The 21,807-nt window shown below is 69.7% G+C and carries 23 protein-coding genes, 1 tRNA gene and 2 pseudogenes; 13 read left to right on the top strand and 13 right to left on the bottom strand.

Annotated features, from left to right (window positions below; translation table 11 throughout):
* Positions 1–83 precede the first annotated feature (83 nt).
* From AB0436_RS10995 to AB0436_RS10980, 4 genes are all read right to left on the bottom strand, one after another.
* Positions 84–914 (bottom strand): MBL fold metallo-hydrolase, encoded by an 831-nt coding sequence (locus AB0436_RS10995; RefSeq protein ID WP_366467445.1) that lies wholly within the window; start codon positions 912–914, stop codon positions 84–86.
* The gene (locus AB0436_RS10990; RefSeq protein ID WP_366467444.1) at positions 907–1,794 is read right to left on the bottom strand and encodes an NUDIX hydrolase; all 888 of its coding nucleotides are present in this window, start codon (positions 1,792–1,794) and stop codon (positions 907–909) included. Before AB0436_RS10990 ends, AB0436_RS10995 begins: the two co-directional genes overlap by 8 nt.
* Positions 1,795–1,937: 143 nt before the next feature.
* Complete coding sequence (locus tag AB0436_RS10985) at positions 1,938–2,405, bottom strand: RidA family protein (RefSeq protein ID WP_366467443.1); 468 nt, start codon at positions 2,403–2,405, stop codon at positions 1,938–1,940.
* Positions 2,402–2,563: a DUF4177 domain-containing protein gene (locus tag AB0436_RS10980; RefSeq protein WP_365856698.1), complete on the bottom strand. Its 162-nt coding sequence runs from the start codon at positions 2,561–2,563 to the stop codon at positions 2,402–2,404. Before AB0436_RS10980 ends, AB0436_RS10985 begins: the two co-directional genes overlap by 4 nt.
* A gap of 71 nt (positions 2,564–2,634) precedes the next feature.
* On the opposite strand from AB0436_RS10980, the gene AB0436_RS10975 reads away from it, so the two are divergent.
* Together AB0436_RS10975 and AB0436_RS10970 are read left to right on the top strand one after the other, a co-directional pair.
* The gene (locus AB0436_RS10975; protein ID WP_366467442.1) at positions 2,635–3,594 is read left to right on the top strand and encodes an ArsA-related P-loop ATPase; all 960 of its coding nucleotides are present in this window, start codon (positions 2,635–2,637) and stop codon (positions 3,592–3,594) included.
* 47 nt (positions 3,595–3,641) lie between these two features.
* Positions 3,642–4,976 (top strand): ArsA family ATPase, encoded by a 1,335-nt coding sequence (locus AB0436_RS10970; RefSeq protein ID WP_366467441.1) that lies wholly within the window; start codon positions 3,642–3,644, stop codon positions 4,974–4,976.
* Positions 4,977–5,040: 64 nt separating this feature from the next.
* On the opposite strand, the gene AB0436_RS10965 is transcribed toward AB0436_RS10970, so the two are convergent.
* Positions 5,041–5,388, bottom strand: a complete 348-nt coding sequence (locus AB0436_RS10965) for a WhiB family transcriptional regulator (RefSeq protein WP_366467439.1) — start codon at positions 5,386–5,388, stop codon at positions 5,041–5,043.
* A 413-nt stretch (positions 5,389–5,801) separates the two neighbouring features.
* On the opposite strand from AB0436_RS10965, the gene AB0436_RS10960 reads away from it, so the two are divergent.
* Positions 5,802–8,057, top strand: a complete 2,256-nt coding sequence (locus AB0436_RS10960; RefSeq protein WP_366467438.1) for a transglycosylase domain-containing protein — start codon at positions 5,802–5,804, stop codon at positions 8,055–8,057.
* 112 nt (positions 8,058–8,169) lie between these two features.
* Here the strand turns inward: AB0436_RS10960 and AB0436_RS10955 are convergent, their stop codons facing one another.
* On the bottom strand, positions 8,170–8,634 hold the full coding sequence (locus AB0436_RS10955) for a GatB/YqeY domain-containing protein (protein WP_365856688.1): 465 nt from the start codon (positions 8,632–8,634) through the stop codon (positions 8,170–8,172).
* A gap of 77 nt (positions 8,635–8,711) precedes the next feature.
* Here AB0436_RS10955 and AB0436_RS10950 point away from each other — a divergent pair, with 77 nt between their 5' ends.
* Positions 8,712–9,650, top strand: coding sequence for a metallophosphoesterase (locus tag AB0436_RS10950; protein WP_366467437.1), 939 nt, complete (start codon positions 8,712–8,714; stop codon positions 9,648–9,650).
* Between the two features lie 134 nt (positions 9,651–9,784).
* Positions 9,785–9,858, top strand: a tRNA-Pro gene (locus AB0436_RS10945).
* A gap of 77 nt (positions 9,859–9,935) precedes the next feature.
* On the opposite strand, the pseudogene AB0436_RS10940 reads toward AB0436_RS10945, so the two are convergent.
* Positions 9,936–10,234, bottom strand: a pseudogene (locus AB0436_RS10940) (tyrosine-type recombinase/integrase); the annotation flags it as partial.
* Between AB0436_RS10940 and AB0436_RS10935 the strand changes: the two are divergent.
* Positions 10,234–10,737, top strand: a pseudogene (locus AB0436_RS10935) (nucleotidyltransferase domain-containing protein); the annotation flags it as partial. The pseudogenes AB0436_RS10940 and AB0436_RS10935 overlap by 1 nt on opposite strands.
* A 112-nt stretch (positions 10,738–10,849) precedes the next feature.
* Here the strand turns inward: AB0436_RS10935 and AB0436_RS10930 are convergent.
* Complete coding sequence (locus AB0436_RS10930; RefSeq protein ID WP_366467436.1) at positions 10,850–11,257, bottom strand: ATP-binding protein; 408 nt, start codon at positions 11,255–11,257, stop codon at positions 10,850–10,852.
* Between the two features lie 279 nt (positions 11,258–11,536).
* Here AB0436_RS10930 and AB0436_RS10925 point away from each other — a divergent pair, with 279 nt between their 5' ends.
* From AB0436_RS10925 to AB0436_RS10910, 4 genes are read left to right on the top strand one after another with little or no spacing between them, the layout of a single operon-like run.
* On the top strand, positions 11,537–11,899 hold the full coding sequence (locus AB0436_RS10925) for an STAS domain-containing protein (protein WP_366467435.1): 363 nt from the start codon (positions 11,537–11,539) through the stop codon (positions 11,897–11,899).
* Entirely contained in the window at positions 11,899–12,597 is a 699-nt protein-coding gene (locus AB0436_RS10920; RefSeq protein WP_366467434.1) for a response regulator transcription factor, read from the top strand. The genes AB0436_RS10925 and AB0436_RS10920 overlap by 1 nt, the downstream gene beginning before the upstream one ends.
* Positions 12,594–13,733, top strand: a complete 1,140-nt coding sequence (locus AB0436_RS10915; RefSeq protein ID WP_366467433.1) for a PAS domain-containing sensor histidine kinase — start codon at positions 12,594–12,596, stop codon at positions 13,731–13,733. The genes AB0436_RS10920 and AB0436_RS10915 overlap by 4 nt, the downstream gene beginning before the upstream one ends.
* Positions 13,730–14,164: a response regulator transcription factor gene (locus tag AB0436_RS10910; RefSeq protein ID WP_366467432.1), complete on the top strand. Its 435-nt coding sequence runs from the start codon at positions 13,730–13,732 to the stop codon at positions 14,162–14,164. Before AB0436_RS10915 ends, AB0436_RS10910 begins: the two co-directional genes overlap by 4 nt.
* 50 nt (positions 14,165–14,214) lie before the next feature.
* On the opposite strand, the gene AB0436_RS10905 is transcribed toward AB0436_RS10910, so the two are convergent.
* The 3 genes from AB0436_RS10905 to AB0436_RS10895 all read right to left on the bottom strand — a co-directional run bounded on the left by AB0436_RS10905 (position 14,215) and on the right by AB0436_RS10895 (position 18,445).
* Positions 14,215–15,516, bottom strand: a complete 1,302-nt coding sequence (locus AB0436_RS10905) for an MFS transporter (protein ID WP_366467502.1) — start codon at positions 15,514–15,516, stop codon at positions 14,215–14,217.
* A gap of 109 nt (positions 15,517–15,625) precedes the next feature.
* Positions 15,626–16,801, bottom strand: a complete 1,176-nt coding sequence (locus tag AB0436_RS10900; protein ID WP_366467431.1) for an acyl-CoA dehydrogenase family protein — start codon at positions 16,799–16,801, stop codon at positions 15,626–15,628.
* Between the two features lie 87 nt (positions 16,802–16,888).
* Positions 16,889–18,445, bottom strand: coding sequence for a long-chain fatty acid--CoA ligase (locus AB0436_RS10895; protein ID WP_366467430.1), 1,557 nt, complete (start codon positions 18,443–18,445; stop codon positions 16,889–16,891).
* Between the two features lie 121 nt (positions 18,446–18,566).
* Here AB0436_RS10895 and AB0436_RS10890 point away from each other — a divergent pair, with 121 nt between their 5' ends.
* Both AB0436_RS10890 and AB0436_RS10885 read left to right on the top strand, forming a co-directional pair.
* Positions 18,567–19,208 carry a TetR/AcrR family transcriptional regulator gene (locus tag AB0436_RS10890; RefSeq protein WP_366467429.1) on the top strand — a complete coding sequence of 214 codons (642 nt, stop codon included), beginning with the start codon at positions 18,567–18,569 and terminating at the stop codon, positions 19,206–19,208.
* Between the two features lie 269 nt (positions 19,209–19,477).
* Complete coding sequence (locus AB0436_RS10885) at positions 19,478–19,741, top strand: hypothetical protein (RefSeq protein ID WP_366467428.1); 264 nt, start codon at positions 19,478–19,480, stop codon at positions 19,739–19,741.
* A gap of 17 nt (positions 19,742–19,758) precedes the next feature.
* On the opposite strand, the gene AB0436_RS10880 is transcribed toward AB0436_RS10885, so the two are convergent.
* Together AB0436_RS10880 and AB0436_RS10875 are read right to left on the bottom strand one after the other, a co-directional pair.
* Positions 19,759–20,283 carry a universal stress protein gene (locus tag AB0436_RS10880; RefSeq protein ID WP_366467427.1) on the bottom strand — a complete coding sequence of 175 codons (525 nt, stop codon included), beginning with the start codon at positions 20,281–20,283 and terminating at the stop codon, positions 19,759–19,761.
* Between the two features lie 221 nt (positions 20,284–20,504).
* On the bottom strand, positions 20,505–20,693 hold the full coding sequence (locus AB0436_RS10875; RefSeq protein ID WP_366467426.1) for a hypothetical protein: 189 nt from the start codon (positions 20,691–20,693) through the stop codon (positions 20,505–20,507).
* Positions 20,694–21,044: 351 nt separating this feature from the next.
* Between AB0436_RS10875 and gntA the strand changes: the two genes are divergently transcribed.
* Positions 21,045–21,728: a guanitoxin biosynthesis heme-dependent pre-guanitoxin N-hydroxylase GntA gene (gene gntA / locus AB0436_RS10870; protein ID WP_366467425.1), complete on the top strand. Its 684-nt coding sequence runs from the start codon at positions 21,045–21,047 to the stop codon at positions 21,726–21,728.
* The last annotated feature ends 79 nt before the right edge of the window (positions 21,729–21,807 follow it).

The raw sequence follows: 21,807 nt of genomic DNA, 5'->3' as shown, positions 1-21,807 counted from the left end.
TGCCTGCCCGTACGTGGAAGGGGGCGTCCCGCATACCCGCGGGAGCGCCCTCTTCACGTACCACCCGGGCACTCGCACGGGGCTCAGATCAGGCCGTGCCCCCGCAGGTACTCCAGCTGGGCCCGCACCGAAAGCTCAGCCGCCGGCCACAGCGACCGGTCGACGTCCGCGTACACCTCGGCCACGATCGCCGAGGCGGTACTGAGGCCCCGCTCGGCGGCGGTCTCCACCTGGGCCAGTCGGTGGGCCCGGTGGGCCAGGTAGAAGTCGATCGCTCCCTGGGCGTCGTCGAGCACCGGGCCGTGCCCCGGCAGCACCGTATGCACGCCGTCGTCCACGGTCAGCGAGCGCAGCAGGCGCAACGAGTCCAGGTAGTCGCCGAGCCGCCCGTCCGGGTGGGCGACCATGGTCGTACCCCGCCCCAGGACCGTGTCGCCCGTCAGGACCGCGCGATCGGCAGGCAGGTGGAAGCAGAGCGAGTCCGCGGTGTGCCCGGGGGTCGGTACGACGCGCAGCTCCAGACCGCCGGTGGTGACCACATCCCCCGCCGCGAGCCCCTCCTCGCCGAGTCGCAGCGCCGGGTCCAGCGCCCGCACGTCGGTACGCGTCAGCGCCGCGAACCGGGCCGCGCCCTCCGCGTGGTCCGGATGGCCGTGGGTGAGCAGGGTCAGCGCGATCCGTTTGCCGGCGCGTTCAGCGGTGTCGATCACGGCCCTGAGGTGGCCTTCGTGCAGCGGGCCGGGGTCGATGACGACCGCCGACTCCGAGTCCGGCTCGGAAACGAGCCAGGTGTTGGTGCCGTCGAGGGTCATCGCGGAAGCGTTCGGTGCGAGGACGTTGACCGCCCGCGCGGTGGCCGGCCCGGAGAAGACCGTGCCCCTGGGCTGCCCGGGGAGGGTCGCTGCGTCACTCATCCATGGTCTCCTGCTCCGCGGCCGGCAGCCGCCGGGTGAATTCCTCGTGGCCCGGCCAGCTCAGCACCAGCTCGCCCGCCTCCAGTCGCGCCTGCGCCAGTACCGGAGTGAGATCCTGCCCGGCCGCGCCGGCCAGCGCCTCGGCCACGGTCGCGTACGGCTGCAGCGAGCGCAGCGTAGAGATCGTCGGGGGCATCATCAGCAGCTCCCCCTTGTCGTACCCGTCGGCCGCGTCCGCCGTCCGGATCCACACGGTGCGGTCGGCCTCCGTCGATGCGTTGCGGGTGCGCTGCCCGCTCGGCAGGGCGGCCACGAAGAACCACGTGTCGTAGCGCTTCGGCTCGAACTCCGGGGTGATCCAGCGGGCCCAGGCGCCCAGCAGATCGGAGCGCAACACCAGACCCCGGCGGTCCAGGAACTCCGCGAAGGAGAGGTCACGGGCGACGAGCGCCGCCCGGTCGGCCTCCCAGTCGTCGCCGGACAGGTCGCCGACCACCGTGTCGGCGGTCGGGCCGGCCAGCAGCACGCCGGCCTCCTCGTACGTCTCCCGTACGGCCGCGCACACGATGGCCTGAGCAGATGCCGCGTCGACCCCGAGCCGCTCGCCCCACGCAGTACGGCTCGGCCCGGACCAGCCGACGAGCCGGTCGTCGTCACGGGGGTCCACGCCACCGCCCGGATAGGCGTACGCGCCGCCGGCGAAGGCCATGGAGGTACGCCTGCGCAGCATGTGGACGGTGGGGCCGGCGGCCCCCTGCGGCGGGTCTCTCAGCAGCATGACGGTGGCTGCGCGACGGGGCTGGGCGGGGGTGAGGTCGCCGGATGCCAGGGCGCGGATGCGAGCGGGCCATTCCGGGGGGTACCACTGACCGTTGGGCATGCGCGCGAGGCTAACCGGTCTCGCGCCGATGTTCGAGGTCGGCGAGTATCGAGGTCGGCGGGTGGCGAGCGGCGGCGCGACCGGCTTCGCCGGGGCCCGCGCCCCCGCGAGCCCCGTAATCCCCCGTAGGCCACCGCAGCCGCTCAGTCCCGAAGCTCGACCTGGATCTCCACCTCGACCGGCGCGTCCAGCGGCAGCACCGCCACCCCGACCGCACTGCGCGCATGCACCCCACGGTCGCCGAAGACCGCACCCAGCAGCTCGCTCGCCCCGTTGACCACCGCCGGCTGCCCGGTGAAATCCGGTGCCGAGGCCACGAAGCCCACGACCTTCACGACCCGCTCGACGCGGTCCAGGTCACCGGCGACCGACTTCACCGCAGCCAGTGCGTTCAGCGCGCAGGTGCGGGCCAGCTCCTTGGCCTCCTCGGCCGTGACCTCCGCGCCGACCTTCCCGACCACGGCCAGCTTGCCGTCCACCATGGGCAGCTGGCCGGCGGTGTACACGTACACCCCCGACTGGACGGCCGGTTGGTATGCGGCCAGCGGTGGCACCACCTCGGGCAGCGTCAGCCCCAGGTCAGCGAGGCGGGCGTCGACTGCCCCGCTCATGCGGCCTTCTCCCGCTTGAGGTACGCCACGAGCTGCTCGGGGTTGTTCGGTCCGGGCACCACCTGGACGAGCTCCCAGCCGTCCTCGCCCCAGGTGTCCAGAATCTGCTTGGTCGCGTGCACCAGAAGCGGCACAGTCGCGTATTCCCATTTGGCCATACGGCGACTGTAGCCGCTGTCACTGCCAGTCTCCGGCGTAGTACCCCGCCCGACTGGTTAGGCTCCCATACGTGAGCAGGCTTCAGGTCGTGAGCGGCAAGGGCGGGACCGGAAAGACCACGGTCGCCGCCGCACTCGCGCTCGCCCTCGCGACGGAGGGCAAGCGCACGCTCCTCGTCGAGGTCGAGGGCAGACAGGGCATCGCCCAGCTCTTCGAGACGGAGGCGTTTCCGTACGAGGAGCGGAAGATCGCCGTGGCGCCGGGTGGCGGAGAGGTGCACGCCCTGGCGATCGACGCCGAACGCGCCCTGCTGGACTACCTGCAGATGTTCTACAAACTGGGCAGCGCCGGCCGCGCCCTGAAGAAGCTCGGCGCGATCGACTTCGCCACCACGATCGCACCCGGCGTACGCGACGTGCTGCTCACCGGCAAGGCGTGCGAAGCGGTCCGCCGCAAGGACAAGCAGGGGCGTTACGCGTACGACCACGTGGTGATGGACGCGCCGCCCACCGGCCGCATCACCCGCTTCCTCAATGTGAACGACGAGGTGGCGGGCCTGGCCAAGATCGGACCCATACACAACCAGGCGCAGGCCGTCATGCGCGTGCTCAAGTCCCCCGAAACGGCCGTCCACTTGGTGACCCTGCTGGAGGAGATGCCGGTGCAGGAGACCGCCGACGGCATCGCCGAACTGCGCGCCGCCGACCTCCCGGTGGGAAACGTCATCGTGAACATGGTGCGCCCCGCGCTGCTGGACGAACAGGCCGTGCGTACGGTGTCGGGCGACCGCCGCAGGGACGTCGCCAAGGCGCTCACCCGGGTCGGCGTGAGCGGCTCGGCGAAGCTGGTCGCACCCCTGCTCGCGGAGGCCGCGGACCACGCCGAGCGGGTGGAGCTGGAGCGCGCGCAACGCGCGGTGCTGGCCGAGCTGAAGCTGCCCACCTACGAGCTCCCGCTGCTCGTGGAGGGCATGGACCTGGCCGGGCTCTACCGGCTGGCCACGCAACTGCGGAAGCACACGAGCGCATGACTCTCGACAGCCGATGACTCCGGACAGCCGATGACCCTGGACAGCCGATGACTCTGGACACCGTGCCACTGCTCGACATCGACCCGCTGATCGACGACCCGGCGACCCGCATCATCGTGTGCTGCGGCTCCGGTGGCGTGGGCAAGACCACCACGGCGGCCGCGCTGGGTGTACGGGCGGCCGAGCGCGGCCGCCGGGCGGTGGTGCTCACCATCGATCCGGCGCGCAGGCTCGCCCAGTCGATGGGCATCGACTCGCTGGACAACATCCCGCGCCGGGTGGACGGCATCAAGGCCACCGGTGACGGTGAACTGCACGCCATGATGCTGGACATGAAGCGGACCTTCGACGAGATCGTCGAGGCGCACGCGGACGCCGAGCGGGCCCGCGCGATCCTGAGCAACCCCTTCTACCAGTCGCTCTCCGCCGGCTTCGCCGGAACCCAGGAGTACATGGCGATGGAGAAACTCGGCCAGCTCCGGGCCCGTGACGAGTGGGACCTGATCATCGTGGACACCCCGCCGTCGCGCTCCGCACTGGATTTCCTGGACGCGCCGAAGCGGCTGGGGTCGTTCCTGGACGGCAAGTTCATCCGGCTGCTGATGGCTCCGGCGAAAGTCGGCGGCCGGGCCGGGATGAAGTTCCTCAACGTCGGCATGTCGATGATGACCGGCACGCTCGGAAAGCTGCTCGGCGGGCAGTTCCTGCGGGACGTGCAGACCTTCGTGACCGCGATGGACACCATGTTCGGTGGCTTCCGCACCCGGGCGGACGCCACCTACCGGCTGCTCCAGGCACCCGGGACGGCGTTCCTGGTGGTCGCCGCGCCGGAGCGGGACGCGCTGCGCGAGGCCGCGTACTTCGTGGAACGCCTGGCCGCCGAGGAGATGCCGCTGGCCGGTCTGGTGCTCAACCGGGTGCACCACAGCGGGGCCGCCCGGCTGTCGGCCGAGCGGGCACTGGCCGCCGCAGAAAATCTTGAGGACGATCGCATTGTGGATCAGGAGGCCGGGAATGAAGCAGTTCGTGACTCCACGGTCGCCCCTCCCGAACCCACCGCAGACCCCGTCAGCGCCGCCCATCCAGACAGCGCTGTGGACCCCAACAGCGCTGTGGACCCCGACAGCACCGCAGATCCCGACAGCACCGTGGACGCCGTCAGCGCAGCACCCACCGTCGACGCCCTCACCGCCGGTCTGCTGCGCCTGCATGCCGAACGGATGCGGGTGCTCGCGCGTGAGCAGCGCACCCGCGACCGTTTCACCGCTCTCCACCCCGAAGTAGCGGTGGCCGAAGTGGCCGCCCTCCCCGGCGACGTGCATGACCTCGCAGGGCTCCGGACCATCGGTGATCGCCTCGCGACCGGTGGTTCTTCGGCCTGAGTCCCGTACGGTCCGCCGCTGCGGCCCGTTGGTCACGGCCGGTCGGGCCGGCCCGTCGCGCGGTCTATCCCACCGCGGCGTACGTCTCCTCGAACGCTTCGTCGTCCGCGACGATCGCGGGCAGCATGCCCGTGCTCCGCTCGTACTCGGTGCGCGCCGTCTCCAGCAGCCGGCGCCACGAGGTGACGGTGGGCCGTCTGCGCAACAGTGCGCGCCGCTCCCGCTCGGTCATGCCACCCCACACGCCGAACTCGACGCGATGATCCAGCGCGTCGGCCAGGCATTCGGTGCGTACCGGACATCCGGTGCACACCGCCTTGGCCCTGTTCTGCGCCGCCCCTTGTACGAACAGTTCGTCCGGATCCGTAGTGCGGCAGGCTGCCTGCGCACTCCAGTCAGTTACCCAGCCCATGCCGGCGCCGTCCTCTCCCGAAATCGAGGCTCCCCCACGGCGGTAGCGGCATATTCACCGCTGCCAGTTGAGGACGTTACGGAAGGCAGGCACAGCGCAACACCCCCGGTGGGCCCAATCTTGAATGGCCCGAACGGACTATGCGTACGCGGCAGATCACCCAACGGAGTGAGCGCAGGACATTACGAACAATCCCGGCAATCCAGGACAGTTCATCAACGCCACAAGGTGCGCCAGGCAACACATCGGGGCATATTCGGGCACGGATTCGCCCCATTCGGGGAGAGCGAAGTCATGCCGGGGGGCTTGATACAGAACCGCACTGCTGTGACAGTTAGGTGCAGCTTAGGCCAAGACATATACGCGTGTCCGGCGAATGAGGCTGCTCCTTCTCGACGACGTAGGCTGCCTCCATGCCAAAGAAGCGCTCCGGCGGAGGTCTCTCCACGACCCAGCAGGCCGCCAAATTCCTCGGTGTCGCCGCGCTCTCCGGAGCTGTACTGGCGGGCCTCGCGCTGCCGGCAGCCGGGGTGTTCGGGCTCGCGGCCAAAGGCACGGTCCAGGGGTTCGACGACATCCCCGCCAGCCTCAAGACCCCGCCGCTGAGCCAGCGCACCACGATCCTCGACAACAAGGGCGGCCAGATCGCCACGGTCTACGAGCGCGACCGCACGGTCGTGAAGCTCGCGGACATCTCGCCGTACATGCAGAAGGCGATCGTCGACATCGAGGACGCACGCTTCTACGAGCACGGTGCGGTCGACCTCAAGGGCGTACTGCGCGCGCTGAACCGCAACGCCCAGGAGGGCGGCGCCGCCCAGGGCGCGTCGACCCTCACCCAGCAGTACGTGAAGAACGTCTTCGTCGAGGAGGCCGGCGACGACGCCACCAAGGTCGCCGAGGCGCAGCAGAAGAGCCTCGGCCGCAAGGTCCGCGAGCTCAAGTACGCGATCCAGGTCGAGGAGACCCTCGGCAAGAAGAAGATCCTCGAGAACTACCTCAACATCACCTTCTTCGGCGAGCAGGCGTACGGCATCGAGGCCGCGGCCCAGCGTTACTTCTCCAAGCCCGCGAAGGACCTGACACTCAGCGAGTCCGCCCTGCTCGCCGGCATGGTCCAGTCGCCGAGCCGCTACGACCCGGTGAACGACATGCAGGAGGCCACCAAGCGCCGTAACACGGTGCTGCAGCGGATGGCCGACCTCCATGACGTGTCGCAGGCGGAAGCCGACAAGGCGATGGCCGACCCGATCAAGCTGAAGGTCACCCAGCCGAGGAGCGGCTGCATCACGGCAGTGCAGGGCGCGGGGTTCTTCTGCGACTACGTGCGCAAGGTCTTCCTCTCCGACCCGGCCTTCGGCAAGACCGAGAAGGAGCGGCAGAAGCTCTGGGCGGTCGGCGGACTCACCATAAGGACCACTCTCGACCCGAAGTCGCAGGCGTCCTCCAACAAGGCCGCCACCTCCCGGGTCAACAAGGACGACAAGATCGCGGACGCGGTGGTCCAGGTCCAGCCCGGCACCGGCAAGATCCTGGCGATGGCCCAGTCCCGCCCCTACGGCCTGGACATGACCAAACACCAGACGGTGCTGAACCTCTCCGTCGACCACAAGATGGGCGGCAGCTCCTACGGCTTCCAGGTGGGCTCCACGTTCAAGCCCATCACCGCGGCGGCTGCCCTGGAGAAGGGCATCAGCCCGGCGCAGACCTTCACCACGCCCCGGACGATCAAGCTGCCGGCCGACGGTTTCCGTTCCTGCTCCGGCCAGGTCACCGACGACAAGCCCTGGTCCGTGCAGAACGAACTGGAGTCGGAGAAGGGCACCTTCGACATGACCAGCGCGCTGGGCAAGTCGATCAACACGTATTTCGCTTCGCTGGAGCGGAAGACGGGCCTCTGCGAGACCCTCACCATGGCGAAGAAGGTCGGCTACCAGCGCGGCGACGACAAGCCGCTGCTGAACACCGCGTCCACCACCCTCGGCGGCCAGGAGTCGACCCCGCTGGCGATGGCCTCGGTCTACGCGACCTTCGCCAACCGCGGTACGTACTGCTCCCCGATCGCCATCGAGTCGGTGACCGCGCCGGGCGGCAAGGCCCTCGACGTGCCGAAGTCGACCTGTGACCAGGCGATGAGCGAGCACACCGCGGACACCATCAGCCAGATGCTCAAGGGTGTCGTCGAGGACGGCACCGGTAAGGCGGCCGGCCTCACCGACCGGGACAACGCGGGCAAGACCGGTACCACCGATGAGCGCAGGAACGCCTGGTTCGTCGGCTACACGCCGAACCTCGCGACCGCCGTCTGGGTCGGCAGCGACGGCAGCCCCCAGATCCCGATGTCCAACATCACCATTGGCGGGCAGTACTACGACAAGGTGTGCGGTGGCTGTCTGCCGGGCCCGATCTGGCGGACCGCCATGACCGGCTCACTCGGCTCCGACGCCCCGAACTTCAACGCCGTCGACGTACCGCGCGGCAAGACGAAGGGCGACAAGGGCGGCAAGGGCCACGGCGGCAACAACAACGGAGGCGGCGCCGCCGGCGGCGGCGGGGGCACCGCCGGGAACACCAACGGGGGCAACAACGGAGGCGGCAACGGAGGCGCCGGCGGCATCTCCTTCCCGCCCGGCTTCTTCGGCGGGAACAACGGCAAGCCGGGCAGGTAACCGGCGCCTCCCCCGCACCTGAGCGGCGGTACGCGAGAGGGGCGCCCCGGTCCGACCGGGGCGCCCCTCTCGTATGATCGGGTCGGCCGTTCTCGCGTCGGCCGTCGCCGCCTCAGCCCGCGAGCCGCTTCTTCACCTCGGCGGCCACCCGGCCGCCCTCCGCCAGGCCCGCCACCTTCGGGTTCACGATCTTCATCACGGCGCCCATGGCCCTCGGCCCCTCCGCGCCCGCCGCCTTCGCCTCATCGACGGCCTGCGCGACGATCGCGCCCAGCTCCTCGTCGCTCAGCTGCTTCGGCAGATACGTGGCGAGCAGCTCGCCCTCCGCCTTCTCCCGCGCGGCACTCTCCGGGCGGCCACCCTGCTCGAACGCCTCGGCCGCCTCACGGCGCTTCTTCGCCTCCTTGGCGATCACCTTGATCACCTCGTCGTCGGAGAGCTCGCGCGCCGACTTCCCCGAGACCTCTTCGTTGGTGATCGCGGAGAGGGTCAGCCGGAGCGTCGAGGAGCGCAGCTCGTCGCGCGCCCTGATGGCCTCGGTGAGTTCTGCATGCAGCTTGGACTTGAGCGTGGTCATGCGCCCAAGTGTCGCAGGTACGGCGCCGGCCCGGCCCGCGGATTTCGCGCTCCCCCGTCTTCTGCGACGATGGAGACATGCGCGCACGCTACGGGACCCCCCTCAAAGTCACCGCAGGAATCACCGCCGTTGGCGCGGCCGGCATCGCCTATGCCGCCGGCTTCGAGGCCCGCTCGTTCCGCCTGAGGCGGGTCACCGTGCCGGTGCTCCCACCCGGCGCCCGACCGCTGCGCGTCCTGCAGGTCTCCGACATCCACATGGTCCGCGGCCAGCGCAAGAAGCAGCGCTGGCTGCAGTCCCTCGCGGGCCTGCGCCCCGACTTCGTGGTCAACACGGGGGACAACCTCTCCGACCCGGAGGCCGTCCCCGACGTCCTGGACGCCCTCGGCCCGCTGCTGGAGTTCCCCGGGGTCTACGTCTTCGGCTCGAACGACTACTACGGCCCCTCGTTCCGCAACCCGGCCCGCTACCTCCTCGAGAAGGCCCAGGGCAAGCACGGCCTGAACGGCAAGGCCCCGGCGACCAACGTCGTCCACAACCCGTGGGAGGACATCCGCGACGGCTTCGACGCCGCAGGCTGGGTGAACCTCAGCAACACCCGCGGTCGCCTCAAGATCGACGGCATGGAGATCGCCTTCACCGGCCTGGACGACCCGCACATCAAACGGGACCGCTACGCGCAGGTCGCGGGCGGCCCCGAGGAGGGCACCGACCTCTCTCTGGCCGTCGTCCACGCCCCCTACCTCCGTGCCCTGGACGCCTTCACCGCCGACGGCTACCCACTGATCCTCGCCGGCCACACCCACGGCGGCCAGCTGTGCATCCCCCTCTACGGCGCCCTGGTCACCAACTGCGACCTGGACACCGACCGGGTCAAGGGCCTCTCCGCCCACGAGTCCCACGGCAACCGCTCCTACCTGCACGTATCCGCCGGCTGCGGCACCAACCGCTACACCCCGGTCCGCTTCGCCTGCCCCCCTGAGGCCTCCCTCCTGACCCTCACAGCCCGCCACTGACCCAGCCCACCGCCCGCGAGCCCGTCGCAGCGCCCTTCTCCCGGGCCGCTCCGCACCCGCCCACCGAAACCGGATTTCGTCTCAGGCCCGGGGTCCGCTAAAGTAAACGATGTCGCCGCCACGCGAGCGACAATCGGGGTGTAGCGCAGCTTGGCAGCGCGCTTCGTTCGGGACGAAGAGGTCGTGGGTTCAAATCCCGCCACCCCGACAGCTAAGCACCAGGTCAGGGCCGGTTTCCTTCATAGGAAACCGGCCCTGATTCGTTGTGAGTGTCTCACTGCGTGTCTACCGTTCCGGATCGATCTTGAAGATGCCGTCCATCGCGATCGCGCCTGTCTGGATCACTGGGCGGATCTGCTTGCGGTAGACCCCTCGGTGACAGCCGTTCCGGAGTGCCCGACCAAACGCGAGATCTCTTCGAGCGGCACCCCACTGTCCGACAGCAGAGACACGAAGCTGTGCCGCAGCTCCCGTGGCGTCCACTCATCCGCGTCCACTCCGGCCGCCTTCCTGATGGCTACGCGGAACGCTCTCCGAACGTTGGTGGAGTCGAGCTCCTTGCCGACGGCAGATGAGAACACCAACCGAAGTGACGTGGCACTCGTACATCGATCGAGAAGTACCCAAGCGCCGGTCACCGCTGCTGTGGATGTGTTCCGACGGGCTGTTGCTCTTCGACTCCGATGGAGTCGGGGCGCACCTCGCCGCTGAGGCCCGGAAGCTGACCGCGGCCGGACCACCCCCTGTGTCGGATGAGGAGATCGATGACTGCCGCTACGCGATCACCGACCTCCTCGATGACCTCGCGGGGAGCACCGTCCAGAGCGAACGGTTGTTCATCGCCACCGAACTGGTGCGGCGAATCGGCGAGTTGGCGCTGGCCACTGGCGGATCTTGGAGCGGCGGCGGGAAGTGGCTGGCACGCCGTCTTGAGACCACAGCTCCGGGTCTCAGCCTGCGTCTGGGCGATGGCCTACGGGAAGTACTGGCGGAGCGGATCGAGCCTCTCGCAGCAGTCGTGGACGAGGTGCTGGATCAGGTCGGCGGCCGGTTGTGGGTCGGCTACAAGCGCAGTGGAACTCCATGAACGAGGTCGGCGCGAGCGCGGCGCTGACAGTTCTCCTGACCGCGCATCTGGCTACGGGGCACCCGTATTGCGGGATCCGCCGGAGCCGACAACGGCCTGCCCGGCGGGGGGGCTACCAGGCCAGCTCCGCGTGGACCGCCTTGCCGTTGTGGCGGGGGACGACGCGCACCCGGTGGGCGAGGCTCTGGACGATGGGCCAGCCGCGTCCGCCGGTCCGGTCGGGGGTCCGGGAGCAAGGGGGGCTGGGGCTGGTGTCCCGCACGGTGATCCCGATGCCGCCAGGAAGCAGTCCGAGCTCCAGGACGAGGGGACCGGGAGCGTGGCGGACGGCATTGGTCACCAGCTCGGAGACGACCAGCAGGACGTCGACGTGAAAGGTGTGGCAGACGTGCGGGGCGTGGTGGCGGAGGAAGGCGACGGCGGCTGCCCGTGCTTCGGCGATGCAGCCGGGGGCACCGTCGAAGTCCATGCACACCTCCGGAGGACCGGCGTCGTGCGGAGTGGACGGCGGGATTTCCATCCCAACTCCCCTTCCGCCGAATGCTGCACAGCTCGAGTGCTTCACGGCCCGAGCCCCACCGCTGCCTGTGGCCACGTCGCGCTGCCGGGCGCCTGTCCTCTGATCCTTGCTCTACACCGCAGCGTACCCAGCCGACGTTCACGGATTCGTGTTCCCTGCGGTCGTGCTTTCGCGCTGATCCACCCATGCGTGGGGTGACCCGTTCGGGGAATGGATTGTCTTCTAGTGCAGATTCACTACTCTGAGCTGGTGCCCATCAACCAGGCAGGGGGTTGCAACATGGGAGAAGACACAACGGTGGAAAGCCAGTTGTTCCAAGTCAGCGCTGCAACCGACGGCGACGTGCCCCGTCTCCGGCTCGTCGGCGAGCTGGACCTGGACGGTACCGCGGAGTTGCGAGCCGCCCTCGCCGACTGCTTCGCACGGCGGTCCGACCGTGTCGTGCTCGACCTGTGGGGCCTGCGCTTCTGCGACTGCTCGGGGTGCAACGTGCTGCTGGAGGCCAAGGCCACGGCGGATAGGATCGGCACCGAGCTGTGCGTGGAGGGGGCCTGCGCGCAGGTGGCCCGGCTGTTCGCCCTCACCGGCGCCGACGAACTGTTCGCCGACAGCGTGGCCCGTCTACCACCGAGGACCGTCTGATGCCTTCGACATCACAGACCGCACCGGGCCCGATGGCGCGTATCACCGGTGAGCGCATCACCGGTGAGCGCATCACCATCCTGCTCGTCGAGGACCACGACATGGTGGCTGAGGCGATCCGCATCGCCCTGGACCGCACCGACGACCTGCAGGTGGTCGGCCGCAGCCTGTCCCTGAAGGACGCGCTGGCCGACGCCGCCCGGCTGCGCCCCGCCGTGGTGGTACTGGACCGGCGACTGCCCGACGGTGACGGCATCGCCGCCATCAGCCGGCTCAAGGCCGCCGCGCCCGGCACCCGGGTACTGGTGCTGACCGGCGAGGCGACCCCGGCGGTGGCCGCCCGCGTCGCTGAGGCCGGTGGTTCGGGGCTCATCCTCAAGGCCGGCGAACTGGGCGAGCTCCAGGACGGCGTACGCCTGGTGGCGGCGGGTGAAGTGGCCTTCAGCAAGGGCCTGCTCAGCGGAGCGCTGGACCGGCTGACCGGCCGGACCGCAGACCTGGGCAGCACCCTCACCCCGCGCGAGCGCGAGACCCTCGGGCTGCTCGGCGACGGCCTGGGCAGCGCCGAGATCAGCCAGCGGCTCGGCGTCGCCCTCAACACCGCCAGGAACCACGTCCAGCGGGTGCTGGAGAAGCTCGGCGCCCGCTCCCAACTGGAGGCGGTCGCCGTGGCCCGCCGAGAAGGCCTCCTCCGGTGACCGGGACCAGCCCCGCCGAGCAGAGTTTCGTCCCCGCCCCGTCCGAGACGGCGTTCACCCTGCTGGTCTCGAGCGTCCTGGACTACGGCATCTTCATGCTCGACCCCGGGGGCTACGTGTCCACGTGGAACGCCGGCGCCGAGCGGATCAAGGGCTACCGGGCCCAGGACATCATCGGCAAGCACTTCTCGGTCTTCTACCCGCCCGAGGACATCGCCACCCGCAAACCCCATCTGGAGCTGGAGGCGGCCATCGCCGACGGCCGGCTGGAGGACGAGGGCTGGCGCATCCGCAAGGACGGCTCCCGCTTCTGGGCCAACGTGGTGATCACCGCCCTCTTCGACAAGTCCGGCGAACTGCGCGGCTTCGGCAAGGTCACCCGGGACATGACCGAGCGCCGCGCCGCCGAGCAGGCACTCACTGAACGCCGTCGCCTCTTCACCCACCTGGTGCAGGCGCAGGAGCTGGAACGCCGCCGCATCGCCTGGGACGTGCACGACGACTCCATCCAGGCCATGGTCGCCGTCGGTATGCGACTTCAGCTCCTCGCCGACCGGATCGGCGAGCCCTACGGGAGTGAACTCGCCCAGCTCGACACGTCGGTACGTGAGGCGGTGGGCCGGCTGCGCAACCTCACCTTCCGGCTCCAGCCGCCCGGCATCGACCGGCACGGCTTGATCGAGTCGCTGTCCCAGCACCTCAACGACACGGTCGGGAGCTGGGGACTCGAGTTCTCCCTGGACCACGCCCTGGAGAAGGAACCGGCTTCCGAGACCGCGATCACCATCTTCCGTATCGTGCAGGAGGCGCTGCTGAACGTGCGCAAGCATGCCCGTGCGCGCACCGTACGGGTCAGCGTCACCACCGAGGACCGCGGCCTGCTGGTCCGGGTGGCCGACGACGGTACCGGGCACCCGGCTGTCACACACCGGCTGCACGAGCACTTCGGGCTGATGGAGATGCGCGAGCGGGCCGAGACCGCCGACGGTTGGTGGACGCTGCGCAGCGAGCCCGGCACCGGCACCACCGTGGAATTCTGGGTGCCCGACCTGCCGAGCAGCCTGCTGGACGAACCGCTGCCCGGCGCCCCCGTCAGGAACTTCGACTCCCGGGCCGACCTCCAGGGACCGTCATGACCCAGCCCGCCGCGCCCGGGGGCGCCCTGCGGGTGCTGATCTGCGACGACAACGACCTGCTGCGCGCGGCGCTGGCCGAGGTCGTCGGGGCCCAGCCCGACCTCGCCCTGGTCGGCAGCGCGACCGACGCCGACGAGGCGATCCGGCTCGCCACCGCCCACCAGCCGCACGTCGTGGTGCTCGACGTGCGCTTTCCCGGCGGCGGCCCGTACACCGCACAGCACATCATCCGGGCCGTCCCGGGGGTCCGCATCCTGGTGTTCTCCGCCTACGGCGACCAGGGGGCGCGCACCGAGATGGCCGCGGTCGGTGTGGCCGGATATCTCGTCAAGGGCGCCACCAACGCCCAGTTGCTGGCCGAGGTCCGGGCCCTCGGAGCCGAAGCCCGCACGTCCACGGCCTCCGTCACTGAAGAGGGAGCCGGCCTGTAAGACCGGCGGCCGACCGAGCGGCTGCGCGGCTGCGCGGCTGCGGGCGGGGCTTACGTCGGCGGCTTCGAAGCCGGTTTTCGGGCAGACGCTGAAGCCCTGTCCGTACGGGGGGATGCGAGGGGCCCTTCGGCAGTGGGACGGAGTCGTCGGACGTCGCGTTCCGGGCGGATGGCCGTGATGGCGAACGCTCCGGCACAGAGCATGACGGCGGCGGTGACGAAAAAGGCCGTGGTGTACCCCGCGGCCGGGCTGTCCAGTGCGTCGATGAAATGGCCGGTGAGCGCGGGCGCGATGAGGCCGGGCAGTGTGCCGGTCGCGGCCACGATGCCGAAGACGGCGCCGCGTTGGGCGGTGGGAATGACCTCGGCCGTCGTCATGTAGTGCAGGGGGAAGGCCACCGCCGTACCGCCGAAGGCCAGCCCGATCAGCAGGACACGGGGGGCGGTCGCGCCGACGAAGGGGAAGGCCGCCATGGCCGTGCCCGCCACACAGACCGCGGCCCCTTGCAGGGCACCACTCGACCAACGGCTGGGCACACCCCGTCTCTTGAGTGCGTCGACGAACGGCGAGACGGTCAGCAGCAGCACCAGACTGAACGCGGAGATCGCGCTGATGGTGGTCGCAGCGGACTCCGCCGACATGCCGAGCTGCGTCCTGAGGTAGGCGGGCAGCCATGCGTGACTGAGCGAGAGCGCCCAGGAGGCCCCGAAGGCGCTGGCTATGCTGCCCAGCACCGTGCCGGTCAGCAGGAGTCTGCGCAGCGGTAGCCGGGCAACGGACGGGACGTCCTTGACGTCCGCGCGGAGTTCGCGTTCGGGAGCGTACGGGCCGTCATGTCCGACCCTCCACCAGACCGCGCTCCACACCGCGCTCGTCACGGCGAGCGCGGCGAAGGCCGAACGCCAGCCGAAGGAGCTGATGAGCCAGGTGACCACCGGCGCGGCGATGAGGGTGCCCAGCGCCGCTCCGCCGATCTGCAGCGCCGAGGGCAGCCCGCGCCGCTCGGGTGGGAACCACTTGTACAGGGCGTGCATGGACATGGAAGCCGCGGGGCCCTCGGCTGCGCCGAGCAGGACCCGGCCGGCGATGAGCGTGGGAAGCGCGGCCACGACGAGTACCGGGACCTGGGCCACCGCCCACAGCAGGGTCATGGCGAACAGCAGCGCCCGGCTGGAGACGCGCGAGGAGACGAATCCGACGGCCAGGCCGGAGAGGCTGAACAGGAAGTAGAAGGAACTGGATATCAGGCCGTACGTGCTGTTGCTGATGTGCAGTTCGTCCATGACCGGGACAGCCGCAAGGCCCAGGACGGATTTGTCGGCGTAGTTGACGACCATGAAGGCCACGATCATGACTGTGATCAGCCAGGCGCGGCGGTGGTCGGACGATGCTGACGGTGCCAAGGGTGACTCCTGCGGGATCAGGGAGAGCAGGGGGAAGGGGACCGCCCGGAACGCCGCGTCACACGAGCGACTTGGCGATCGCGTTCTTGTGGATCTCGGTGGTGCCGGTGACGATGCGGAACATCCGCAGGGTCCGGAAGATCTGCTCGACCTCGTGGCCGTGAGTCAGCCCCGTCTTGCCGTGGATCTGTACGGCTTGGTCGGCGACGCGGAAGCAGGACTCGGCGGTGAGCAACTTGCACATGTTCGCCTCGACACCGATGTTCGCGCCCTGGTCGGCCCGGGCGGCCGTGGCCATGACCGTGGAGCGGGCGGCGTAGATGTCGGTGGCCATGTCGGCGAGCTTGTGCTGGATGGCCTGGAGTGCCAGCAGGGGCTGTCCGAAGGCGGTGCGGCTCTTGGTGTACGCCACGGACAGGTCCCAGGCGCGTCGGGCGGCACCGATGAGTGACGGGCAGTGCAGCAGGCGGTTGAGGGTGATGCGGCCGATGCCGATACGCAGGCCCTGGCCGATCTCGCCGAGGAGGTTCGCGGCGGGGACACGGCATGCATCGAAGACGAGGTCGCCCTCCATCTGCTGCCCGGACATGGGTACCGCACCGTCGAGAACCTGGCAGCCGGGGCTGTCGAGGTCGACGAGGAACGCACTGTAGGCCTCCTCGTCCCCGGTCCGGGCCATGCGGGCGACGACGATGGCGAAGTCCGCGAAGGGCGCGGCCGAGCTGAACACCTTGCGGCCGGTGAGGACGTACGAGTCGCCGTCCGGGGTGGCGGTGGTGGTCATGCGACGCACGTCTGAGCCGGCGTCCTCTTCCGTGATGGAGAAGCAGCAGGCGCGTTCGCCTCTGATGACGGGCAGCAGATAGCGTTCCAACTGGTAGTCGGTCGCGTACTTCACGACGGAGCCGGCACGGAGCGGCCCGCCCATGTCCCCCAGGACGGAGTGCGACAGCACGGCGCCGGAAGCGGTCAACTCCTCTTTCAGTGCGCAGAGTTCGACAAGGCTCAGGCCTTCGCCACCCAGCTCCGGTGGCAGGCTGATGCCGTAGAAGCCGAGTTCACTGCTGCGTTTCCAGACACGCTCGAGGGTCGGCCGGTCCAGCTTGGTCTCGGCGGTGAGGCCGCGTTCACGTTCGTACGGGATGAGCTCCTCGTGGAGGTAGCGGCGCAGGTCGACGACGAGACCCTGGAGGCGCGGGTTGTCGTCGTAGCAGGGTTCGAGGGTGAAGGACATGGTGTGGGTGTTCCGTTCAGCGAGGTTCAGTGATGTCCGGCGAGGTTCAGCGAGCTTCGGCGGCCTGCGGCAGGAGACGGGCAGCCGTCAGTGGACGCGGCGCTCGGCGCCCGCCCAGTAGGGATCGCGAAGGGCACGGCGGTCGATCTTGCCGTTGGGGTTGTGGGGCAGCGCGGCGACGAAGTCGACCGAGCGGGGCTTCTTCATACGAGCCAGGTGGCCGGCGCAGAAATCGATGAGTTCGGCCTCGCCGAGCGCGGCGCCCTCGCGCAGGACGACGACGGCCTTGACGGCCTCGCCCCACTGCTCGTCCGGGATGCCGATGACAGCCGCTTCGTACACGTCGGGGTGCTGATGGAGTACGGACTCGACCTCGACGGCGTAGATGTTGAAACCGCCGGAGATGATCATGTCCTTCTTGCGGTCGACGATGAAGACGTAGCCGTCCTTGCGGCGGCGTGCGAGGTCGCCGGTGAGGAACCAGCCGTCGCGGAAGGTCGCGGCGGTGAAGTCCGGTTCGTTGAAGTAGCCGGGGACGACGTCCGGGCCGCGTACGGCGATTTCGCCGATGGATCCGTCGGGCACCGGCGCTCCACTGGCGTCGACGACCGCGACGTCGGCCTCGGCCCGCGGGCGCCCGCAGGACAGCAGCAGTTCCTCGTCCATGCCCTCGATGGCACGCCGGTGGTCCTCGGTCGACAGGAAGAGCACACCCGAGGTGGTCTCACCGCAGCCGTACCCCTGTGACAGCACCGGTCCGAACAGCTCCCAGGCATCGCGGATACGCTGCGGCGCCATGGGTGCGGCGCCATAGATGAGCTGGCGCAGACTGGACAGGTCGTAGTCCCGGGCGTTCGGCAGCGCGAGCACCGTGTTGACCATGGTCGGGACGACGAACGCGTGTGTCGCACGGTGCTGTTGGACCGTGTCGAGGAATTCCCCGGCATCCCAGCGGCGCAGGACGATCGCGCAGCCGCCCGCGAAGAAGATGCCCATCAGCGGCATGCCGGACGCATGGGTCACCGGGCCTGCCAGGATCTGCTTGTCGCCAGGGCCGACGCGGGTGTCCGGACCCATGACCATCTTGCGCATCGCAGCGGCCCGGTTGCCGTATGTCTGGGTCGCGGCCTTGAGCTTGCCCGTCGAGCCGGAGGTGAAGTGCAGGACGGCGATGTCGTCGTCGGCGCAGTCGACGTCCACGATCTCGGCCGCGGCGGCTTCGAGGAGGTCGGTGTAGCCGGAGCCGAGGTCGCTCGGGCCGTCGTAGCCGATCACGGTCTGCACTCCGCTGCCGGGCAGCGCCTCCCGTACGGTTTCCAGGTGGGCGGCGTCGACGAGCAGGGCCCGCGCCCCCGACTCACGCAGCAGATGCGCGACTTCCCGCTCGCCGAGCCGGGCATTGATGGGGGCCCGCACGAGTCCGGCCTTGTAGAGGGCCACTTCGGTGACGACCAGCTCTGCGCGATTGCCCGCGAGGGTGGCCACGCAGTCGCCTTTCAGCAGGCCCAGGGCCCGCAGCGCGGTCGCGAGCCGGTCGCTGTGCCCGTCGAGTTCCGCGTAGGTCAGCCTGGACGGCCCGCAGACCACCGCTGGGGCGTCGGGCTGATGGCTGCTTGTCCGGCGTACGTAGCGTCCGAGGTTCATCGCGACTCCATGGGAGCAAAGTTTCTGAACGACTTGTTCGTTAACAAGCTTGCTGTACGGGAACGTAAACGCGGCGCTAGTCTCAGGTCAACGGTTCGAACGAAGAGGAAATGATCCGGCCATGAAGCCCCCCGCCCCGAATGCAGCCGAAGACCGCCGCGTCCGCCGCACACGCAAGGCCCTGCGGTCGGCCCTCGTGGACCTCGTCCTGGACAAGGGATTCCACGCCCTCACGGTGGAGGAGATCACCGAGCGCGCCGACGTGGCCCGCGCGACCTTCTACGCGCACTACCGCGACAAGGAAGACCTGCTGGTGGGCATCGTCCGGGAACTCGCCGCGGACAGGGAGCGGCTGCTGCCCGCCGTGGAGCAGGCCCAGGCGCAGGGGTTCACCGGCCTTCCGGTGCTCTACATCTTCCAGCACGCGGCGCAGGAAAAGCCCGTTTACCAGGTGATTCTCCGGGGCGAGGGCGACGGCCGGGCGCTGCGTGAATTCACCGAGATCATCTGCGACCGGGTTGAGCGCGTCTTTCGTGAGCGTGCCGAACAGGTCGGCGTCACCCCGCGCATCCCCTTCGACATCATCGCCCGGGCCTGGACGGGCGAGCTCATCGGCGTACTGACGTGGTGGGTGGAGAACGACACGGGCTACAGCGCCGCCGAGGCCACCGGCCACCTGCGGGACCTGTCGGTATACGGGCGGGTGTGGGCATCGGGACTGGCGCCGTCGGACGCCCTGGGAGCCCTCGACGTCACACCGTAGGCCGCGAGCCGCCCTCCCGGCGGCTCGGCACCGTCTCGCGTCCCGACACCGTGTGCCGTCGCACCCAAGGCCGGATCGGTGATGCCACGGGCCCAGGTGAGGTCCGCCAAGGAGGACATCTCTGCCGACTGCGTCATCCGCCCACTCCTGTCGTTTCAGACTGTCAGGCAGTTACTGTACAAAGCGTCCAGAAAATCGATTCCGCAGGCGCCGAGTCCGCCTGCGGCGGCTTCAGCGCGACCGCCCGCGACATCGCGAGGCTCGGCGAGATGATTCGCTGCGGCGGCGCGGTCGGCGACCAGCAGATCGTGGCGGAATCCGTCGCCTCCACCATCGGCACCTCGATCCGGGAGGGCTACCCCCGGCGGGTCCGCTTCCCCGCAGCCCCCGCGAGCACGCCGGCCACACTCTCTTACCACGACCTGTGGTGGATCCCGAACGACCCGTACGGCTCCTTCATGGCCAGCGGCATCCACGGCCGGCGCCTGTTCATCTCCCCGGGCCTCGAGGTGGGCAGGCACCTCAACGGCTGATCCGGTGGAGGCTGGGTTCAGGGGCGGCGGCCGGGCCCGGGCGGCGGGGGCGGAGGCCCGTGGGGCGGGGGCGGGGGAGGCAGGTCGGGGCTGGGGGTGTTGCCGGGCCAGACCAGCAGGACGGGGCAGGGGGCGTGGTCGACGACGAAGCGGGTGGCGTGACCGAGGCTGCGCGGGCCGAGGCGGGCGAGGTCGCCGTCGCGTGCGCAGACGAGGAGGTCCGCGCCGGTGGTGGCGTGGACCACCTCCTGTTCCACCCGGCCGCGTGCCAGCACCCGGTGGGCCGGCCGGTCCAGCGACTGCTCTGCTGCGGTGAGCAGTTCCTGCGCGGCGGCTTCGGAGAGCTCCTCGATCCGGTGTCCGGGGTCGCGTTCGGGGTGGCCCCGGCCGAGGAGGCCGGCGAACGCGCCGTGCGCCGTCTCGACCACGGCATCGTCCATGACGTACAGCAGGACGATCTGCTCGTCGGCGGCGGCGCGAGCGAGTGCGGCCTCCACGCAGGCGGGCCAGGTGCCCTCGGTGATCCAGATGACGACGCTCATGGGCGGCTCCGCGCTCGGTGCTGGGTCAGGTGCCGGTGGGATGCGACGGTGTGCGGTATTCCCCGCAACATCCCCCACAACGCCGGGGCGCACGCGTCCCGCCCGCTGCCGCCGCAGCGCGGGCGGCGCGGGGGCCCGGCGTGAGGTCGCCGCTCCGGTTTTGGTGAACTCCAGGACCGTCGACTACTCCCCCAGCAACTCCGTCGCCGCGCGGCAGTCGTTCAGAAGCCGAGATCGGAAGGGGCGGCGCCGAAGAGCGAGCCCAGCACGTCTTCGGTAACGCGCAGACCGGCCTTCTCCTTCGGGGTGAGCTGTTGCGAGTGGTCGGCGGGGGCGGCGGAGGCGGCTCCGGTGGCGAGGAAGGCGGCCACGAGGGCGGTCGCGGCGACCACGGTGAGACGACGGATCATGAGCGGAGTCCTTACGGTGAGTGATCGGATGAGTCGCTCCGAGTTTCCGTAATGACCTGTTTTCGGCCGTGACACCACGCCGACCCGATCACCCGATCCACCCGCGTACGCACCCCTCCGTGACGGAAGCGACGGAACCGGACCCGGGTTTTTGTTGTGCGGCTTCCGCCAGTCACAATCGCTGAGCGACCTCCCCCGTCTCTTCGCGGGCTCGGTCCTGCCCGCGTGCGGCCAAGACGTTCGCAGCCGTCCGCGGGGCCGGGCGCCGCCGCTGTGGGGTGGGCGCCATCGGAGGCATGAAGGAAACGATCTCTCTGCTGAGGAGGCACGTAGTTGGAAGGAAGGCTGGCCATGACGGTGGATGCGCGCGGCGAAGTCGAGGAGTTCATCCTGGGGGATCGGTTCTCCTGTCTGGCGGGGCGCTCCGCCTGGCGCCGGGGCGGTATCGCGCATCGGCACTACGACCTCCTCGGGAGCGAGGAGTCGGCTCGGCTCATGGCATTCGATCTTGCGGAGTTCGTGGGATCCGCGGACTGGAGCGCCCGGACGTTCACCAGTTTCGTCGCGACCTTCGAGCAGCCTCGCGGGGTGGATGAGCTGCGGTTCGAGGAACTCCTCTGGCAACAGTTGCAGCTGCTGCACGAGCAGGACGCGCAGTCCCATCGCTGGGCCGACGGCTATGCCTCGGATCCCGGCTCCGGGGAGTTCGCGTACAGCGTGGCCGGCCACCCCTTCTTCGTGATCGGCCTGCACGAGACCCACCGCAGGTGGGGTCGGCGGCCGCCGTTCCCGATGCTGGCCTTCAACTCGCACGAGCAGTTCGACCGGATCAAGGGTGCCGGGATGTGGGACCGGCTGGCCGACAAGATACGCAAGCAGGACATCAAACTGCAGGGTGACATCAACCCCAACCTGCACGAGTACGAGCAGCTCTCCGAAGCCCGCCGCTACTCCGGCCGCCCCAAGCCCGCCGACTGGCAGTGCCCCTTCGCCGCCCGTGCGCAGGAGCGCGAACTGACGGCCTCGGGGGCCTGAGACCGGCGGGAACGGCGCGTCCCCGAGGGCTGCGGAATGCCCCCCGGGGACGATGCGGTTGGATCGGGTCGAGCAAGCG

This window comes from Streptomyces sp. NPDC051322 (assembly GCF_040689485.1).
Classification (GTDB): domain Bacteria; phylum Actinomycetota; class Actinomycetes; order Streptomycetales; family Streptomycetaceae; genus Streptomyces.
This window is presented reverse-complemented; position numbering and strand designations above follow the sequence as displayed.

Excerpts from the sequence above, each read along its gene's own strand:
- AB0436_RS10995 (WP_366467445.1), bottom strand. The coding sequence starts at position 914 with ATGAGTGACGCAGCGACCCTCCCCGGGCAGCCCAGGGGCACGGTCTTC.
- AB0436_RS10960 (WP_366467438.1), top strand. The coding sequence starts at position 5,802 with ATGCCAAAGAAGCGCTCCGGCGGAGGTCTCTCCACGACCCAGCAGGCC.
- AB0436_RS10920 (WP_366467434.1), top strand. The coding sequence starts at position 11,899 with ATGCCTTCGACATCACAGACCGCACCGGGCCCGATGGCGCGTATCACC.
- AB0436_RS10885 (WP_366467428.1), top strand. The coding sequence starts at position 19,478 with ATGATTCGCTGCGGCGGCGCGGTCGGCGACCAGCAGATCGTGGCGGAA.
- gntA (WP_366467425.1), top strand. The coding sequence starts at position 21,045 with ATGACGGTGGATGCGCGCGGCGAAGTCGAGGAGTTCATCCTGGGGGAT.
- AB0436_RS10970 (WP_366467441.1), top strand. The coding sequence starts at position 3,642 with ATGACTCTGGACACCGTGCCACTGCTCGACATCGACCCGCTGATCGAC.
- AB0436_RS10980 (WP_365856698.1), bottom strand. The coding sequence starts at position 2,563 with ATGGCCAAATGGGAATACGCGACTGTGCCGCTTCTGGTGCACGCGACC.
- AB0436_RS10900 (WP_366467431.1), bottom strand. The coding sequence starts at position 16,801 with ATGTCCTTCACCCTCGAACCCTGCTACGACGACAACCCGCGCCTCCAG.
- AB0436_RS10905 (WP_366467502.1), bottom strand. The coding sequence starts at position 15,516 with ATGATCGTGGCCTTCATGGTCGTCAACTACGCCGACAAATCCGTCCTG.
- AB0436_RS10955 (WP_365856688.1), bottom strand. The coding sequence starts at position 8,634 with ATGACCACGCTCAAGTCCAAGCTGCATGCAGAACTCACCGAGGCCATC.
- AB0436_RS10910 (WP_366467432.1), top strand. The coding sequence starts at position 13,730 with ATGACCCAGCCCGCCGCGCCCGGGGGCGCCCTGCGGGTGCTGATCTGC.
- AB0436_RS10880 (WP_366467427.1), bottom strand. The coding sequence starts at position 20,283 with ATGAGCGTCGTCATCTGGATCACCGAGGGCACCTGGCCCGCCTGCGTG.
- AB0436_RS10930 (WP_366467436.1), bottom strand. The coding sequence starts at position 11,257 with ATGGAAATCCCGCCGTCCACTCCGCACGACGCCGGTCCTCCGGAGGTG.
- AB0436_RS10875 (WP_366467426.1), bottom strand. The coding sequence starts at position 20,693 with ATGATCCGTCGTCTCACCGTGGTCGCCGCGACCGCCCTCGTGGCCGCC.
- AB0436_RS10925 (WP_366467435.1), top strand. The coding sequence starts at position 11,537 with ATGGGAGAAGACACAACGGTGGAAAGCCAGTTGTTCCAAGTCAGCGCT.
- AB0436_RS10950 (WP_366467437.1), top strand. The coding sequence starts at position 8,712 with ATGCGCGCACGCTACGGGACCCCCCTCAAAGTCACCGCAGGAATCACC.
- AB0436_RS10965 (WP_366467439.1), bottom strand. The coding sequence starts at position 5,388 with ATGGGCTGGGTAACTGACTGGAGTGCGCAGGCAGCCTGCCGCACTACG.
- AB0436_RS10990 (WP_366467444.1), bottom strand. The coding sequence starts at position 1,794 with ATGCCCAACGGTCAGTGGTACCCCCCGGAATGGCCCGCTCGCATCCGC.
- AB0436_RS10890 (WP_366467429.1), top strand. The coding sequence starts at position 18,567 with ATGAAGCCCCCCGCCCCGAATGCAGCCGAAGACCGCCGCGTCCGCCGC.
- AB0436_RS10985 (WP_366467443.1), bottom strand. The coding sequence starts at position 2,405 with ATGAGCGGGGCAGTCGACGCCCGCCTCGCTGACCTGGGGCTGACGCTG.
- AB0436_RS10895 (WP_366467430.1), bottom strand. The coding sequence starts at position 18,445 with ATGAACCTCGGACGCTACGTACGCCGGACAAGCAGCCATCAGCCCGAC.